Here is a 17,088-nt window from a genome sequence, read left to right on the forward strand (position 1 = left end):
TCGATCAGCTGCTTTGTCGCTTCATAGTTGATACTCTGTTCCTCATCACGATGAAACGGTGTTACGATTGGTGTTATGATTCCTTCCAGCTTCATTTATCTGTCCCCGCTTTCTTTGATACTTGCGCCCAGACTGCCGCCCGGATGCCATTTCACATACTGCTGCGGTGTCAGATTCTTTGCGTTCTGTAATAAGATGCTCAGGCTCTGCAGCATGACCATCTCTGCCAGTATAGAGGCTCTTGGCGGCTTGTTCATAGCATCCCCCTCCTGATTGACACCGGCAATCAGCGTGACGTCCCCCTGCTTTGCCAGCCAGGAATCAGCTTTTCCGGTTAATGCAATCAGCTTGGCACCATTGCTTTTCAGTGTCTCCACGGTTGCCTTCAGCTCGGTCGTCTCTCCGCTGTTGGAAATGGCAATTACGACATCTCCGCTCAGCACCTGTCCCGCACTGCCATGTACGGCTTCCGTTCCATGCAGCTCATAGGTTGGTGTTCCTGTGGAGGATAACAGCGATGCTGCATACCCGGCCACATGTCCCGGCTTACCGATTCCTGTCACATGCACACGGTTATGATTTTGTTCCGCCTGCAGAATCAGTTCTCTGGCCGCAATCAGCGCCTCTGCGTCAATGCTGTCTATGAAATTCTTCAATTCACTGGATTCGATATCCAGAAACTCCCGTATCTGTTCTTTTTCTACTGCCATATAGTTACTTCCTTTCCAGTTGCTCATATTCTCTCACTGCCTGTTTTAAGCCTTCCCGCATCAGTGCTGTATCAATAGCGGAAACAAGCAGACTGCTTTCCTTTTTAAAATATTCCTGCATCGCTATGCCGCCGATAATTCCAAAGCCCAAATCACGTTTCAAGCAGGCATCAGCGACCTTTTGAATCATATTGAGCTCTTCCTCACGCATGAGATCATCCGGCCAGCCCAGTGATATCGCCAAATCACAGGGACCGATTAGCACACCGTCAATTCCCTTCACATTCAGGATAGCATCGATGTTTTCCACACCCTGCCGTGTTTCTATCTGTACAATACTCATCGTTTTCTCATTCAGCTGCTTCATATGCAGTGCATGATTTCCCCCAGGGGCATAGTGCGTATTGGCTCCCCCGGAATAGCTTCGTTTTCCCAACGGCGGATATTTGCTCCACTGTACAAGCTGCTCCGCCTGTTCAGCTGTTTCAATCATCGGCACCATCACACCGCAGGCACCGCAATCCAGGATTCTGGATACATCGGATCTGGCCAGCTGTGCAACTCTGACGATCGATGAAAGCTTTCGCATATTGCCAAGCACCATAAGATCATGCAGCTGTTCATAGGACAGAACACCATGCTCGCAATCATACAGAATAAAGTCCATTCCGCAATCCTGTGCCATGATGACCAGAGAAGGATGCGCCAGTGCTTTCACAAGGACACCCTTTGCTTTCTGCTGTTTGATCAGCTCTTTCAGTTCCATAGGACCTACCTCTTTTCAAAAAGAAGGACAAGGACTTCCATCCCTGCCCTATTCGTGAATCAGGCGAAGATTCCCAGAATCCAGTTCAGGAATGCTCCGATAATATTGTAATCGACATTCGGGAAGGATGCTCCGGAAATTCCCAGACCTGCGAATGCAGGATACAGAATCAGCGGCAGACCGGTTAATGCCATACCAACGATGAAGGAACCAACCAGTGCGCCCTTCCATCCGCCATAGGCATTTCCGAAGATACCGCAGGTACCACCGGAGAAGAAGCAGATACCGGCTGCCGGAATCATAATGACACTGCTGTTGCATGCAATCATGATTGCCATTGCCGCAAGACCGCCTACGAATGCTCCCACAAAGCCGATCAATACAGCTGTCGGCGCGAATGGGAAGATTGCCGGACAGTCAACTGCCGGTTTGGAGTTTGGAATATATTTCTCAGAAATTGCAACGAATGCTGCGGTGATTTCTGCAATAAACTGACGCACACCATAAATCAGGACACTCATACCGGCCGCAAACTGCAGACCCTGCAGGAACGGATAGATAAACCAGATATCATTTCCTGCTTTTTCAAGCACGATGTCCATATGACCGTTTACCACACAGGCGATGACAGCCACGTAGAACAATACAACCATGAACAGTGCTACCGAGAAGATGAAGTCACGGAACAATTCAAAGAATTTTGGCATATTAACAGTGCTGGCATCCTTCTTCTCTTCTGTGCTTTTTCCCATTTTACCGAATAATTTCCCTACATATCCGGAGAATGCGTAACCGATACAGTTAAAGTGACCCATTGCCAGGTTATCGGCACCCGTGATTTTATTCATAAACGGCTGACAGAAGGATGGCAGTGCTGCTCCGCAGAATCCAAGCAGGATACCACCGGCGATTACCGTAAGCGGCATCGGCAGACCATTTGCAATAAAGATCAGTGCGATAACACATGCAAAGTACAGAAAGTGCTGTCCGGTAAGGAAGATTGCCTTAAATCTTGTAAATTTGGCAACGATCAGATTGACAACGAAGCCCAGTAGCATAACCAAAGCCACTTCCGTACCATAGGTATTCAATGCAAGACCTGTTGCGACCTCTACCTGCGTGGTAACTCCTTCGATTCCAAATGCTACATTGAACAAATCTGTAAATGTCTGTACAACACCTGACATTGCTGAAGATCCAATGTTGAAGACCATAAATCCGATAACTGTTTTCATCGTACCGCTGATCACATCCGTTGCGTGCTTTTTCTGCAGCAGCAGACCAATCATCGCAATCAGCCCCATAATCAATGCGGTATTTCGTGATTGCGCTAAAATCGCATCTAACATATGTTTTTCTCTCCTTTAGTTATTTTTTATACATTCCCTTGTTCATCCCTATTTTGTGGCAAGAAACTCTTCCATTTTGGATTTCATTTCCACCTTGTCCATGATATTGCGAATCCCCAGTGCATAAGGAACCTTGTCCTTTAATTCATCTGCCAGATCATCCATCGTGATAACAAGATCCCCGCTAAATCCATTCAGTGAATCCAGATTTCCATGCTCTGTCTGGATCGGATAGCCGTTTTCGCTGATGACCTGATCCGCCTTGATTTTCAACAGCATACTGGATCCCATGCCTGCACGGCAACATACTAAAGCTTTGTACATATCAGTTTCCTCCTTTTTCTATTTACTGATGTATTCCATGATTTCCTTTGCGCTCTCTGCCTGTTCCAGGAGCCTGTAAAATTGAGCATCCTCAAACATTCCCGCCAGCTCAGCCAGTGCATTCAGATGTTCCATGTTATCCTTTGCACTTAAACAGAACAGATATTTCACAGGATCGTTTGCTTCATTTCCGAAGACAACCGGTGTCTTTAAGGTTGCGATACCAATGGCACTTTCCAGTGCTCCGGACTCCGGTCTGGCGTGTGGAAGTGCAACATGCTTGGTAAGAACAATATAAGGACCGTTTTCTTTAACCCCTGTAATCATGTCATCCACATAGGACGGCTTGACCTTGTGTTCGTCTATCAGCGGCTGCGCAGATTTGCGAATTGCTTCTTCCCAGTCAGCAGCTTCAATGTTCAGCCGGATCAGCTTTTCATCTGTCAGATCTTTCAGCATCGTGTCACCTCCTTCACGCTTCCTCGTTTGCTTTACACCTAGATAATAAAAGAGATTCAAAAACATTTCAATCCAATTTAAGTTCAACTTTTGTTTTGGATAATGACAGGATATGAACTCTTGAAAGCCCTTTATTTATAGGCTTTTCAAAGCATTTAACCATATATTTGTAAAGTCTTATTTTTGTTTTGCGAACACACAGACTCTGTACTGAAGTTATAAAAAGCCGGTAAATAACGTGCTGCAGCGTTATCTCTATCCATACAAAAAATGTGATGAATGCGGTTGAAGCTGGCTGCTGTTGTCAGTGCTGGGACCACTGTCATCAAACTGAAGGAAGACATTTCCCGGGAAACAGAATTCTTCGACAAAAATATACAGACATACAAAAAGGATGCAGCATATTGATATGTTACATCCTTTTTCTATTTGATTACTGATTTACTTCTGCATATTTTCTCCGCTCAGGACTCAGATTATCCACATAATAGCGGATTGTCAGACTCGCTGCGCATTTGCTTTTGTTTTTTGGCTCTACGATAAAGCCGTCACCCTCCAGCATAGCATCAAGCATAGCCTTACAGCATACATTTTGATTTCTTATGCCCGGCTCGCACTCTTCCAGCAGATCCTTCGCATTCACTTCGATGTACAGCCACTGCTTGTCATGTGCTTCCTGCTTCTTTGCCTGTAAACAGTTAAGATAATCCTGCATTGTCAGTTTTTCCATAGATGTTTCTCCCTTCTGTTCTAGGATATGATAATTATTCGCCCTCATTATATCATGTTTCTATAGATAATCACAGGCTTCCGTGAAATTTTAAGCTACCTTTACAGCCTGTATGAATATGGTTTCATCCTATTTTTTCTTTCAGCTTATCAATACACCAGTTGGCCCATTTGATTTCATTTTGATAGTACATAAATCCATAGGTCATTGTCATTCCCCAGTAAAAGGATTCATTATCCTTGTGAATCTGTGCTTCGAATTCCGGAATCTTATTCAGATCTTCATTCATTTTATCAATGATATCAGAACACTCCCGTATGTATTTCTCCAGTAGGCGCATCGTCTTGTCAATATCGATATTGCTGGAAAAGAATATTTTAATCAGCAGCGGATTCTTGTACTTCATGATATCTTCAAGATCCGCATCCGCCAGCCAGCGGTTAAGCTCCAGTCTTCCCTCATCAGTAATATGAAACACCTTTTTATTCGGCTTATCACTCTGATATACAATCTCACTGTCCACCCAGTTATGCTTTGTACAGGTGTTCAGCTCCTTATAGATCTGCGACGTCTGCGCATGCCAGAAAAAGGCAATGCTTGACTTAAAATAACGGTCAATATCATAACCCGTCATTTCCGCATAGTTCAACAGACCCAGAATTGCATGTTTCAGCGGCATAGGTACCCTTCTTTCTATATTTGCAGTATTCTACTATTAGAATACTATAGGAATGGCAACTTTGCAACTATATTCTTTCTTGGGAATCACCTTCGCGATTTCGTATTGATCGGATTGCATGCATGATTTTCTCATTGTTTTCCGTAATCATTGCTTGAAATTCCTTTGTTTTCTCTTTTACCATAAGTTCATAATTATCAATGAGACCCTGTGTTATTTCCTTCATATCAATCTCATTCAGCTTTGCGACTGGAGAAGAAATTCTAACCGTATCCGCCATTTTCTGAAGCGTCTTGTTTGGCTGCAGCTCCTTGACCTTATCCATAATCAGCTTAGTCTTACGGCGGTCGATCAAATCCTGCAGGGTGATGGTCGCCATTTCCTCCTCCGGAATATCCTCAAACAGCGATACATACCGAGATACATCCACAAGCATCAGCTTATACAGCTCTTCCATGGAACAGCCGCTGTCAAAATACTCGTCCATTTTGGCGACAACCCGCTGCACCCGTTCCTCCTTCAGATTCATAAAGAAATCATTGATGAAATGATAGAAGAACTTCGGCATAACCGTTTTCTTCTCCGCCATAACATAGGCATTGTCCCGAAAATCCATCGCATACAAATTGTGGTTGTGATACAACTCCTCCATGTTTGTGCATGGATAACAGGAACGCACATAAACCGGTTCTTTTAAATTTTCAAAAAACGCCGAAACGCAGTCGTTCTCATTCTCAAAAATCAGCAGCTTTTCCAGAAATTCCGGATCCTTGGCACGCTGTTCATACAGGGAAAGAATCGGCTTTGTGATCCCCGGAGCATTGAAGCTTACCACCTTTACCAGGTAATCCTGCAGCTCTTTTTTCATTGTCAAGGCAACATACAGCGACAGATTGCCGCCCTTGGAATGTCCGCACATATAAAAGGGTTTTTGTATATCTGTTTTCTGTATCTGGTGCAGTGTAAGAATCTGTTGCCAGGTGGGGTCCTTCAAAAACATACGGAAGTTGTCCTTCCAGTCCTGCCATCCGGTTTTGTGATGTACATCATCCAGCTTTTCACTTCCGCGGAAAGCAAATATCAAAGCATCCTCCATCTCAAATGTATAATACACAACACCGCTGTCTGCGTTATCGTTATACCATTCCTTTACTGTCATATGTGCATATTCGTCCGGGTTGATCTGACGGACAAGCTTCATGTTGTTTTGGAAATCTGGATACTGACCGTAATCCTGCATCAGCTGCTCATCCTCCTGTATATGCCGAATCATATCCGAAACCGGTATGTTCACCGCATAGGTATCAAAATAGGAAAGAAGAGAAAGCTCATAAAATGTTTTTTCACATAGCATCGTCATCACCCTCACTTTTTTCATCATTATAAAACTTTTCTTAAGAATTACAAGAGTTCTTTCCTTTTTTTAAGAATTACGATACACTGTAGAAAATGGAGGAAGGCATGAAAAAAAACGTTCGAAAACGCAAGAGAAAGAAAATCAACCGCTATATTCCCATACTTGCCAGCGGACTTCTGATTGCCCTGACGGTTCTGGTTATCTCATGGGTTTTCTCTGCCAGAAGGACCTATACGGTTGTAATCCTGAAAGAAGGTGTTGAGCAGGAGTATGCACAATACCATTCTCTGGCGCAGGCAAAGGAAGAAATGCTGACGCAGACAAAACGAGCGGAAAAACAAAATGCAGGTATCCGCTATGATCATAAGCTGATTGCGATCGGTTATGGTGTCGTACAATTTCAAAGAAAGGACTGTACGCTCAACACCTCCTACCGTATGGCAAAAACAGAGGAAACAGGCTATACAAACGGTTGCTATGGAAATGATGCCGCCTTTGTCGATATCAGTGACGACGGAAGCGAAGTACGGTTTCGTCAGGCAGGAGTGGATGGCTGGGCAGCTGTCGATGAAGTCACCTTACATAATTATTATGACGAAAATGATGTGGCGTCCATCAATCACTATACTGCAAAATCTCATCTGTTAACGCATAAAATAACAACGAATATAGCAGAATCCAGCTACGCCAGTGAGCTGTCCATGGGAGAAACAGGGCTGAAGGATCACGCCTATTACAGCTATGACGGTCATTATTATTATTCCACCTTTGAAGATATGATTGATGATTATCGTAAGGGAAGTCATGAAAGAGCCGCAAATAAAGAAGCCTTCTACAATTACTATCAGTTTCTGCCGCATCGCAGCATCAGCCGCTATGCAGCGGACGATATCAACTGGTATGTGGAAAACTATCTCGGCTTTTCGTCCTCCTCGCAGTCTCTTCTGTATGACAGCGGCGCCTGGTTTATAGAGGCGCAGAAGCGTTATAGCACAAATGCCATCATGATGTTTGCACTGGCAATGAACGAAAGTGATTTTGGAAGAAGTGCAATTGCACGGGAAAAGAAAAATCTGTTCGGTCATGCAGCGTATGATGATTCCCCCTCACAAAGCGCCTCCGGCTATAAAAGCGTAAGGGAAAGCATCCTTGCGCATGCGGAAAAGTACCTGCAAAACAGTTATCTCAACCCGTTGAGCGATCTGTATCATGGAGGGTTCTTCGGCGATAAGGCAGGCGGCATGAATGTACGCTATGCCTCGGACCCCTACTGGGGAGAAAAGGCTGCGGATTTTTATCAGACCTTCGATATGGTGATGCAGGGAAGGGACCGTGACATTTCCTACCTTGTCAGTGAACAGCCAGTCACCGTATATTCCTCAAAGAAAAAAGACACTGTACTGTATAGGGCGGGAGCTGTTCCTTGCTCTCACCTTGTATTGAAGCAGGAGGATGGATGGTTTCAGGTGCGCAGCGATGGTCCTGTCCATAACGGAACGCTACAGAAAAACAGCAGCACCTATGGATTGAAAAACGCCTATGGATTTATACAGGAGGACTTGACGAACCAAATCCGTATACTACAATAAAGAGAGAAAAGGCGGAAGCCTTTCTGAAAGGAGAAGCTATGAATAAAAAAGGACTGTTATTTGATTTTAACGGAACGATGTTTTTTGATTCTGAAAAGCATAAGAAAGCATGGGATGTATTTTCTCAGAAATATCGCGGATGTCCGATTTCAGATTATGAGCTGGATCATACCCATGGGAAGACAAACAAAAAAATCATCGAGCTGCTGCTCGGCGACATGCGTGATGAGGAGAGTGAAAAGCTGTCCAAAGCAAAGGAAGCGCTGTATCGCGAGTGCTGTATCAATGATCCGAAGATGTTTCATTTAGTGGACGGTCTGGAGGATGTACTGGACTATTTGAAAGAGCTGCAGATACCGATGACCATCTGTTCAGCATCCATTAAGGATAATATTGATTTCTTTATTTCTTCCTTTCACCTTGACCGCTGGTTTGATATTGATAAGATCATTTATGACGACGGCACCCATGTCGATAAGATATCCATGTTTCATGAAGGTGCTCAGGCAATCGGAGTAAAGCTGGAGGACTGTATGATTATTGAAGATTCTCTATCCGGTCTTGATTTTGCATATCGCTGTCAGCCGGGCAGACTGATTGCGATTACCACGCCGGAGCGAAAAGCTGCATATGAGAAAATTGCAGGTGTTTATGCAGTCATCCATGATTTTCGCAATTTTGATACCTCTTTCTTTTTAAAGTAAATATTTCCAATATAAATAGGTAAATTTTGACAAATGTTAAAAAAAAGTTGATTTTACATATAAAATAGGTTATATTAACTATGTTAGTGTTATCAGCTGGCTTACTCTTTCTTCCCCCACCCATATAGGTAAGTCAGTATATCTTCCCCCAGATCGATAACACTAACACTTTTTTTATGTCATGATATACCCGACATTGCATATCGCACTTTTCAAAGCAATCGTCGTTACTTTATAATTTCACACCGTCATACAGAAAAAGGCTCAAGCTGTTTCCTTTCGTTAGGATAATCTTGAGCTTTTTTCCAGTTTGAAACAGGCAAAGAGGCGTATGCCATATTATCGCCTGTGCACACAACGTTTACAGAGGCAGCAGTGCCGCCGCTGCCTCATCAAGAATAACAGTGACATGCGGATGCAGCTGAAAGATAGATACCGGAAATTCCATTGTGACAGGATCTATGAATGCTTTCTTTGCTGTTTCGGCTTTTTCCTTTCCGCTTAGCAGAAATATAATATTTTTTGCGGACATAATTGTTTTTGGCCCCATCGTAATATAATACTCCGGTATCCGGGATGTATCCTCACTGTGGAAGTCATGATGCAGCAGCTTACGGGAATACTCTCTCAGATATGGTGTTTCATCTGTTCGCACAAGCCGTGTTCCTGCGTTCCAGCTGTCAAAGGTACCCGGTTGATTTCCACAGAAGTGGCCATTCTTCCCGATTCCCATAATCACAAGATCTAAGCCTCCCTGCTTCTGTATATCCTTATCAAAGGTTTTATAATTTTCCATATTCAAATCGTGAATATGATCCGGCGCAACCTCTGCGGCGTGGAAATATTTTTCATTCAGACTAATTTGACAAACGGATATTTCTTTCTCATGACGTTCATCCTGAAACCAGAATTCATCAAAGATATAGTAATGCACCGGATCAAACCACGGCCGGCCATGCACCTGTTTGGCAAGCAGTCGATATCCCTGTATACAGGTGCTTCCGGTTGTGATAGCGATATTGGTACGTTCTTTTTCAGTATGCATGTGCTTCAGCATCAGCTGAGCCATAACCTGACTCAGTTCCTCATAATCTCTGGTAACAATAAATTTCATAGCATTCTCCTTTTCCGTGATATTCGCAGCTGCCGTATGAACTGAAATGCGGATATACCTGTCACAGTAAGCGCCAGTGTAACTACAACAGGATTCTGATATGTCTGATTCCGTAAGATAAGCAGTGGGAAGACAATGAGAAATCCGCTGATAATAAGCAGCTTATGATGTTGTCTGCGCGATATATCCATCTGCTTCGGCAGTCGTTTCACACAGGAAAGCCGTGGCAGAAAAACACGATGTTCATATAGCTTTAGCAGTACTGCCAGCATACAGCCTGCTGAGACAGCCAGCCAAAGCGGTATCGAAAGTCCCAGCGCAGCACCGCAAAGCGCAGTACCGGCAAACAAAGCCCTATGCAATACCTGAAATATACCGCACTGCTCTGCGGGAATGTGATAAAGCTTATGATGCTTGGTATCCTCGATATATTGACAGTCCTGTTCAAAGCGGTGTACACGCAGCATTACAGCAGCTCTTTGATTCTGCCTGCGGCAGCTTCATCCAGAACGACTGTCACATCCGGATGCAGCTGAAAAATGGATACCGGAAAATCTTCACTGATAGGTCCGAAAAACGCTCGTTTCACTGCCTCTGCCTTTTGTTCTCCACTCATCAGGAAGACAATACTTTTCGCAGCCATGACAGTTTTCGGCCCCATGGAAATATAATGATCCGGAATGCGTGCTGTATCGTCGCTATGTAAATCCTCCTTCAACAGCTGCAGCAGCAGTTCTTCTACAAGCGGTGTCGCATGTCTGTCAATACGATGGGTACCCGTATTCCAGTTATCAAAGGTTCCCGGCTGATTTCCACAAAAATGGCCATTGCTTCCAACTCCCATAATTATCAAATCCAAACCGTCAACCTGCTGTATATCCTCATCAAAGGTGTCCGCGTTACTCTCATCCAGATTGTGAATATGACTCTCCTCTACATCCGCAAGATCAAAGTATTTGTAGTCCAGGCTGGCACGGCAGATACCTTTTGGATCATCCTTATACCAGAATTCATCAAAAATGTAGTAATGCACATTGTTGAAATATGCCTTCCCCTTCGTCTGTTCAGCCAGGATTTGATATCCGCGGACTGGCGTTTTGCCCGTTGTGATAGAAATATTGACACGCTCCTTGTCGCTATGCATATGCTTCAGCATTAGCTGTGCCATAACATTACTTACTTCTTCATGATCCTTTGTAATTATAAATCTCATACATTCACCGGCAGTTTATTGAAACTGCCTTTTCCTTTCCGCTGATACTGGGGAATCAGCATCCCGTTTACAAAAGCTCCCTTATTTCAGATGCCGCTGCTTCGTCCAAAAGCACGCTTACATGTGGATGAAGCTGGAAAACAGATACCGGAAAATCCATAGTGACCGGACCGAAGAATGCCCTGCGTACCGTCTCAGCCTTTCCTTTCCCTGAGAAAATCATGACAATATTTTTTGCATCCATAATCGTCTTCGGCCCCATCGTGAGGTAATGATCAGGGATTCTCGACACATCATCACTGTGAATGTCATCCTTCAACAGAAATTCCAGCAGCTGATTCACCTGCGGCGTACAGTAGCGGTCAATACTGTGGCAGCCCTGATTCCAGTTTGTAAAGGTACCCGGATGGTTCCCGCAGAAATGACCATCCGTACCGATTCCCATAAGGACCATATCCATGCCGCCGGTCTGTTGTATCGCCGCATCAAAGCTGTCCACGGTTTCATCCCGCAGAGTATGAATTCTCTCTTCCGGGATATTGGCTGCCTGAAAGAATTTTAAATCCATGCTCATTTTATTTACGGGAATATCCACATCCTGAGTTCCCGGCTCCTTTGCATACCAGAACTCATCCACCACATAATAATGGACATGTTCAAAATACGGCTTGTCTTTCACCAGGGGAGCCAGTATTTGATATGCCTGTACGGGCGTCGTGCCGGTTGTCACGCAAATATTGACGCGAGGCCGGTCTGTGTGCATATGCTTCAGCATGGTGGATGAAATCACCTGACTCAGCTCATCATAATCCTTTGTTATAACAAATCGCATGCTTATTTCCTCCTTTCCTTCATATCTTTATCTTCATTATAAATACTCTGATGACAGGGCAGGGAAGTGTCGACACTTTGAACACTTATTCCCATCATTCTGGCAGTTGCCGGCTTTCTTTTTTCATGTTCTCTTGATTGAAATTCATATATTAGCAGCATAGCTCAATACTAACAGCAGAACCTGATACCTTTTACTTCATGAGGACAGGTCTAAAGACGCATTCGCTGACGATATTTCCTGCCTATGTGTCGAAAGTGTCGACACATTACATATGGCGTCCGTTTCCCTTTAATATAAAAGTGGAAAGATTGGGTGCAGAAAGGAGCCGCAATGAGTAGAGAAACAAAAAATGAAGTTTATGAATTTATTGTAAAATGCACATTTGAATTTTGCAGCAATCAGCTGTTGAAATGTGATTCCAGCTACTTAAGCAAGCGCCTGAACATTTCTCGTTCGCTTGCCTCACAGTATCTGAATGAATTTTACAGAGACGGTATCTTTCTGAAGGTTCAAACACGACCGGTTTATTTTCTGGATCGGCATACACTTGAAAGTGTATATCAGATCAAGCTGGAAAATAATGAATTTTACGATGAAAAGGAGCTGACTGATCAGTTTGGTAGGTCTTTGCGAACAAAACGAAGCTTTCTGAAGGCTGTTGGACATGATACCTCTCTCAGCGAATGTATTCTGCAGTGCCAGTCTGCAATTAAATATCCGCCAAACGGTTTGCCAATCCTCCTTTACGGGGAACGCGGCGTGGGCAAGACCTTCTTCACACGCCTGATTTACCAATATGCTATCGAAGAATCGCTAATAGACAAAGATGCCAGACTGGTCTTCTTTAATGAAAGTCAGTATGAGGAAAGCAATGGCAGGGAAAAGGATGTACAAATCATCTTCGGGACTTATCTGGACGACGGCTCGCAGAAATATCTAGGTGGTTTGATTGCCAGAGCAAAAAATGGAATTCTGGTCATAGAGAATGTTGAGCGGCTTTCACCACAGTGCTACTTTCTATTGATTCAGTACATGCAAAGTGGTGAATATACCATTTCCTCAGGAAAGCAGGGAAAGGTATTTAAGTCCAGAACCCGTATTATCTTTACCAGCTGTATAGACTCAAAGCAGAATATACATAACGCTTTCTTTCACAGCATACCGATTATCTGTCATATCCCAAGCCTCCAAAACAGGCCGATAGAAGATAAGGAAATGCTGATCATTGAATTTTTCAAAGAGGAAGGCTTGCGGTTGAAGAAAAATATTCTCATTTCCAGCAAGGCGTTTATCGCCCTGGTGAATCATACCTATGAAAACAATATTGAGGAGTTATCAACCTGCATACAGTCGAGCTGTGCAAATGCCTATCTGTCACATGATGTATCGGATGATCTGCACATATATCTGTATCATCTTCCGGTATCTATTATCAATTCTTTGACTCTTGATAAAAGCAATAGTGAAGAGGAATACATGATTGATATCTGCAAATATCTGCCGCAGACAAAAAATGGAAGAATCATTGATTTCTTCGATTTTATAGTGACCGCCTATCGGGAATACGAAAAGGGAAGCATCGATCTGAAGCTGTTTCTTGAACGCTGCATTGATAACATGAATGTCTATTATGACTATATCGTATTTGAGCATAAATATTACAATGCACGCGTTCGTGCCTATGAAAAAGCGGTTTTGGATGTATTTGAACATATGCTGGACCGTTATGATATCTACATACCATCCAATTGTGCTTTCGTTGTTGCACGCGTTATTTACAGCTATATGCAGATGTTTTCTTCCATCCGCAGCTATGAGGTGCAGCATGCCGAAGAAATCAGTAAGGTCATTCATCTGTTAAAGGAGCATTATCCCACAGGCTATCGAAGCGCCATGGAAATCATGACCAAGATACGACAGACAATTGATGTGGAAATCAATGATATGAATCTGATATTTCTGATTTTGAATATTCAGTTTTATAACCGTTCCATTGATAAATACCGTTACAACTGCATTATTATCTCACATGGCTATTCCACTGCCTCTTCCATAGCAGATGCTGCGAACAAGCTGATTGGAAGCCACATTATGGAAGGAATTGATATGCCGGTTAGTACATCCATGGACGACATTGTCATGAAGCTGAGAAAATATATCAACGACAACAGTATACGAAAGGATTTGATTCTGCTTGTGGATATGGGATCTCTGGAGAATATAGGTACACAGCTGATTGAAGAATGCGGCATCAATATCGGAATCATCAACAATGTTTCCACCCGAATGGCCTTGCATGTGGCCGGAGAGATCCGCAGAAATGTAGAAATGAAGGAAATATTGAGCAAGGTAAGCAGAGAAACCGTATGTGAATATAAAATATTCAGCAATATCAATCGCAAAAAAGCAATCATATTTACCTCGGAAACAGGAATGGAAGCAATCGAGCGTGTTGTTCAGCTTTTTAAAAACAGCATGCCCCGACAGATTGATATCAGTATTTTCGCCTATGACTGTCTCAGCTTACAGAAAAACAAGGAACAGGATGATATATTCAAGCTGTATGATGTTTTGTTCATTGTCACAACAACACGCTTAGACATACGCAATGTTTCCAGCGTACCGATGGAGGATGTCATTGCATTCAAGGATGTGGACAGTATAACCTCAACACTGAACAGCTACTTCACAAAGAATGAGCAGGAGCAGTTTAACCGGAATCTCATCAAGAATTTCACATTGGAAAATGTCATGAATTACCTGACCGTACTCAATGCAGATAAACTGATCACCTTTATTGAAGAAGCACTGGATCACCTTCAGGAGCTGCTGGGTATGCTGATCGCCAATGAAACTATGGTTGGTATGTACATTCATATTTCCTGTATTATAGAACGGCTTGTCATGAAAAATGAAATCGCCCAGAAGGAACGTGGTTACTCTTTGGATGTAGAACAGAAACGGTTTCAGAAAATGTTCAACGACAGCTTTGCCAGAATTATGGATTACTACAAGGTGGACATCCCTGTGAGTGAAATTTTATATATGTATGATTATATATTCAAAAAGTAATGCCTGAACCATGCGGAGGCCTGAGCTCACCACCGTATGTACAATAAGGAAAGAAAGGAGAGATTTGTATGATCAGTTTGTTTCGAATTGATTTTCGCTTACTACATTACCAGACTTCACAGGTGTGGCCGAAAAAACTGGATATCAATATGATCGTTGTTGCCAATGATGCAGTGATACAGGACCCTCTGCGTATGAGTTTGATGAAAATGTCTGCTCCGGCAAACTGCGGTTTGAAGATTCTATCTGTGGAAAAAGCAGGGTTGTTTCTCATGGATCCTAAAAACGAGCGTCGAAGAATTGAGTTGCTTGTGGAAACACCGAAGGACGCCTTGCGAATCATCCGCAGTGTACCCGGAATACAGCATCTGAATGTAGCACTTATGAAAGGCGGACCGGGTAAGAAGATGGTATGTCCTTCTCTGGCTTTTGCCCCTGAGGATTATGATGACCTTCGCAGTATCGTAGACCTCGGCGTGAAAGCGGAATCCTATGTTACACCGGATGAACGTCCGGTATCCATTACGAAGTATTTATAAGAAAGAGAAAAAGGAAACAGCAAATCTTTATCTATGTTGTTTCGTTAAAATTTACTCGCAGAAAGCGGGAGAATGGAGAACTTATGCAAACAGCTATCTTACTGGGCCTTGTTTATGCATTTGCATGGTCCATGGACAATATCGCCGGAAGCTCCTTTATGGACAGACCAATCGTATGCGGTGCCTTAACGGGTCTGGTCATGGGAAATTTCGAGCAGGGGCTTGTTATCGGGGGAACACTGGAACTGGTATGGATGGGGTTTATCAGCTATGCCGGTATCATCAATGGAGAAACGCGTATCGGGGCGATTTTAGGAACTTATTTTGCACTGGCAACCGGAAACAGCTTTGATGTCGCGATTTCCATTGCAATGCCAATCGCGATTCTGGGCGGGAACGTATCCAATGCTTATAACATTGTTGTCAGCTATCTGATGCATCGCTGGGCTGACAAATGGGCTGAAGAAGGAAATTATAAAAAAATCGGACAGTTTCACCTCGGTGTCGGTTTTGTAAAGCTGTTCTTCATGACAGCCATTGTCTTTCTTACCGTTCTTCTGGGAACCGGGGCGATTACGTCACTGATCAACGTCATTCCTGAAAATGTATTGAACGGTCTTGGCAAGGCCGGTGAAATGCTGACTGCTGTCGGATTCGGTATGCTTTTAAACATTCTCTGGGACAAACGGTTTATCGGTCTGTATTTCGTCGGCTTCGCAGTTGCCGCTTTCCTGAATCTGAATGTTATCGCTATCACTATCATCGCAACAGGTCTTGGCTTTGTAGCCATGTATACATCAGGTAACGAGAAGGGAGAAGACGCATATGAGTGAAAAAGCATTTGAAATTACAAAGTCAGATTTACACAAGGTCTTTTGGCGCAGCATGCCGATTGAAATTTCCTACAACAGTGAGCGGCTGCACAATATGTTTTATGTCTATTCCCTTACTCCGATATTTAAAAAGATTTATAAGGATGACCCGCAGGGAATGCGGGATGCACTGGTACGGCATATGCAGTTCTATAATACCTGTCCGCAATTTGAGGCAATTGTAGTCGGCATCGTTGCAGCTCTGGAGGTGAAAAACGCCGAATCCGGTAATACCATGGGACCTACGATTGAAGCAGTTAAAACCTCTTTGATGGGACCTACAGGCGTAATCGGTGATGCCTTCTTTCAGACCGGCGGCTTTCGCATCATATCCGCCAGTATTGGGGCTTCTATGTGTATCGCAGGCAATCCATTTGGTCTGCTTCTCTATTTCCTGATTTATAATGTGCCAAATTATCTGGTTCATTGGTGGGGTATTCATCAGGGCTTTAAAATGGGATCGGTCTTCATTGAAAAGGTCGTTAACTCCGGCGTTTTGCAAAAAATTACAGATTTATGTCTAATTGTCGGACTCAGTGTGGTTGGAGCGTTGACGAGTGCTTATGTGTCGTTGTCTACGCCATTACAGATCAGCTATGGAAAGGAGCCTATCATTATTCAGGAGCTGTTTGATCAAATTTGTCCGAATCTTCTGCCGTTGCTACTAACTTTGCTGTGTGCATGGCTGATGCGTAAAAAGAATGTTAAGCCTACCGTTTTAATGATCTGGGTTATTATTATTGGTGTCATTCTGGGCTCCTTCGGTATCATCTGAT

General features: G+C 43.5%; 18 protein-coding genes. 6 read left to right on the forward strand and 12 right to left on the reverse strand.

Annotated features, from left to right (window positions below; genetic code table 11):
- Window positions 1–95: 95 nt before the first annotated feature.
- From ACESPQ_RS09830 to ACESPQ_RS09865, 8 genes are all read right to left on the reverse strand, one after another.
- Window positions 96–710, reverse strand: a complete 615-nt coding sequence (locus ACESPQ_RS09830) for a KpsF/GutQ family sugar-phosphate isomerase (protein WP_002606454.1) — start codon at window positions 708–710, stop codon at window positions 96–98.
- Between the two features lie 4 nt (window positions 711–714).
- Window positions 715–1,476: an HpcH/HpaI aldolase family protein gene (locus ACESPQ_RS09835; RefSeq protein ID WP_002606455.1), complete on the reverse strand. Its 762-nt coding sequence runs from the start codon at window positions 1,474–1,476 to the stop codon at window positions 715–717.
- 59 nt (window positions 1,477–1,535) lie between these two features.
- On the reverse strand, window positions 1,536–2,825 hold the full coding sequence (locus tag ACESPQ_RS09840) for a PTS ascorbate transporter subunit IIC (protein ID WP_002606456.1): 1,290 nt from the start codon (window positions 2,823–2,825) through the stop codon (window positions 1,536–1,538).
- Between the two features lie 48 nt (window positions 2,826–2,873).
- Window positions 2,874–3,149 carry a PTS sugar transporter subunit IIB gene (locus tag ACESPQ_RS09845; protein ID WP_002606457.1) on the reverse strand — a complete coding sequence of 92 codons (276 nt, stop codon included), beginning with the start codon at window positions 3,147–3,149 and terminating at the stop codon, window positions 2,874–2,876.
- 18 nt (window positions 3,150–3,167) lie between these two features.
- Entirely contained in the window at window positions 3,168–3,608 is a 441-nt protein-coding gene (locus ACESPQ_RS09850) for a PTS sugar transporter subunit IIA (RefSeq protein ID WP_002606458.1), read from the reverse strand.
- 433 nt (window positions 3,609–4,041) lie between these two features.
- Window positions 4,042–4,338: a hypothetical protein gene (locus ACESPQ_RS09855; RefSeq protein ID WP_002606459.1), complete on the reverse strand. Its 297-nt coding sequence runs from the start codon at window positions 4,336–4,338 to the stop codon at window positions 4,042–4,044.
- A 124-nt stretch (window positions 4,339–4,462) separates the two neighbouring features.
- Complete coding sequence (locus ACESPQ_RS09860; RefSeq protein WP_002606460.1) at window positions 4,463–5,017, reverse strand: PadR family transcriptional regulator; 555 nt, start codon at window positions 5,015–5,017, stop codon at window positions 4,463–4,465.
- A 67-nt stretch (window positions 5,018–5,084) separates the two neighbouring features.
- Complete coding sequence (locus ACESPQ_RS09865) at window positions 5,085–6,398, reverse strand: Mbeg1-like protein (protein WP_227761271.1); 1,314 nt, start codon at window positions 6,396–6,398, stop codon at window positions 5,085–5,087.
- Between the two features lie 80 nt (window positions 6,399–6,478).
- Here ACESPQ_RS09865 and ACESPQ_RS09870 point away from each other — a divergent pair, with 80 nt between their 5' ends.
- Both ACESPQ_RS09870 and ACESPQ_RS09875 read left to right on the forward strand, forming a co-directional pair.
- Window positions 6,479–7,963 (forward strand): glucosaminidase domain-containing protein, encoded by a 1,485-nt coding sequence (locus ACESPQ_RS09870; RefSeq protein ID WP_373144307.1) that lies wholly within the window; start codon window positions 6,479–6,481, stop codon window positions 7,961–7,963.
- 38 nt (window positions 7,964–8,001) lie between these two features.
- On the forward strand, window positions 8,002–8,667 hold the full coding sequence (locus ACESPQ_RS09875) for an HAD family hydrolase (protein WP_257334145.1): 666 nt from the start codon (window positions 8,002–8,004) through the stop codon (window positions 8,665–8,667).
- A gap of 361 nt (window positions 8,668–9,028) precedes the next feature.
- Here the strand turns inward: ACESPQ_RS09875 and ACESPQ_RS09880 are convergent, their stop codons facing one another.
- From ACESPQ_RS09880 to ACESPQ_RS09895, 4 genes are all read right to left on the reverse strand, one after another.
- Entirely contained in the window at window positions 9,029–9,781 is a 753-nt protein-coding gene (locus tag ACESPQ_RS09880; protein WP_373144308.1) for a 6-phosphogluconolactonase, read from the reverse strand.
- The gene (locus tag ACESPQ_RS09885) at window positions 9,778–10,248 is read right to left on the reverse strand and encodes a hypothetical protein (RefSeq protein WP_373144309.1); all 471 of its coding nucleotides are present in this window, start codon (window positions 10,246–10,248) and stop codon (window positions 9,778–9,780) included. Before ACESPQ_RS09885 ends, ACESPQ_RS09880 begins: the two co-directional genes overlap by 4 nt.
- Entirely contained in the window at window positions 10,248–10,994 is a 747-nt protein-coding gene (locus tag ACESPQ_RS09890; protein WP_373144310.1) for a 6-phosphogluconolactonase, read from the reverse strand. Before ACESPQ_RS09890 ends, ACESPQ_RS09885 begins: the two co-directional genes overlap by 1 nt.
- 67 nt (window positions 10,995–11,061) lie before the next feature.
- The gene (locus ACESPQ_RS09895; RefSeq protein WP_118001698.1) at window positions 11,062–11,826 is read right to left on the reverse strand and encodes a 6-phosphogluconolactonase; all 765 of its coding nucleotides are present in this window, start codon (window positions 11,824–11,826) and stop codon (window positions 11,062–11,064) included.
- A 333-nt stretch (window positions 11,827–12,159) separates the two neighbouring features.
- Here ACESPQ_RS09895 and ACESPQ_RS09900 point away from each other — a divergent pair, with 333 nt between their 5' ends.
- From ACESPQ_RS09900 to ACESPQ_RS09915, 4 genes are all read left to right on the forward strand, one after another.
- Entirely contained in the window at window positions 12,160–14,901 is a 2,742-nt protein-coding gene (locus tag ACESPQ_RS09900) for a sigma 54-interacting transcriptional regulator (protein ID WP_002606468.1), read from the forward strand.
- Window positions 14,902–14,969: 68 nt separating this feature from the next.
- Complete coding sequence (locus ACESPQ_RS09905) at window positions 14,970–15,440, forward strand: PTS system mannose/fructose/N-acetylgalactosamine-transporter subunit IIB (RefSeq protein WP_002606469.1); 471 nt, start codon at window positions 14,970–14,972, stop codon at window positions 15,438–15,440.
- A gap of 83 nt (window positions 15,441–15,523) precedes the next feature.
- Window positions 15,524–16,273 carry a PTS mannose/fructose/sorbose/N-acetylgalactosamine transporter subunit IIC gene (locus ACESPQ_RS09910; RefSeq protein ID WP_002606470.1) on the forward strand — a complete coding sequence of 250 codons (750 nt, stop codon included), beginning with the start codon at window positions 15,524–15,526 and terminating at the stop codon, window positions 16,271–16,273.
- Entirely contained in the window at window positions 16,266–17,087 is an 822-nt protein-coding gene (locus ACESPQ_RS09915; RefSeq protein ID WP_002606471.1) for a PTS system mannose/fructose/sorbose family transporter subunit IID, read from the forward strand. The genes ACESPQ_RS09910 and ACESPQ_RS09915 overlap by 8 nt, the downstream gene beginning before the upstream one ends.
- Window position 17,088 lies beyond the last annotated feature (1 nt).

The sequence above is a fragment of the Clostridium sp. HGF2 genome (assembly GCF_964240115.1).
Taxonomy (GTDB): Bacteria; Bacillota_I; Bacilli_A; order Erysipelotrichales; family Erysipelotrichaceae; genus Clostridium_AQ; species Clostridium_AQ innocuum.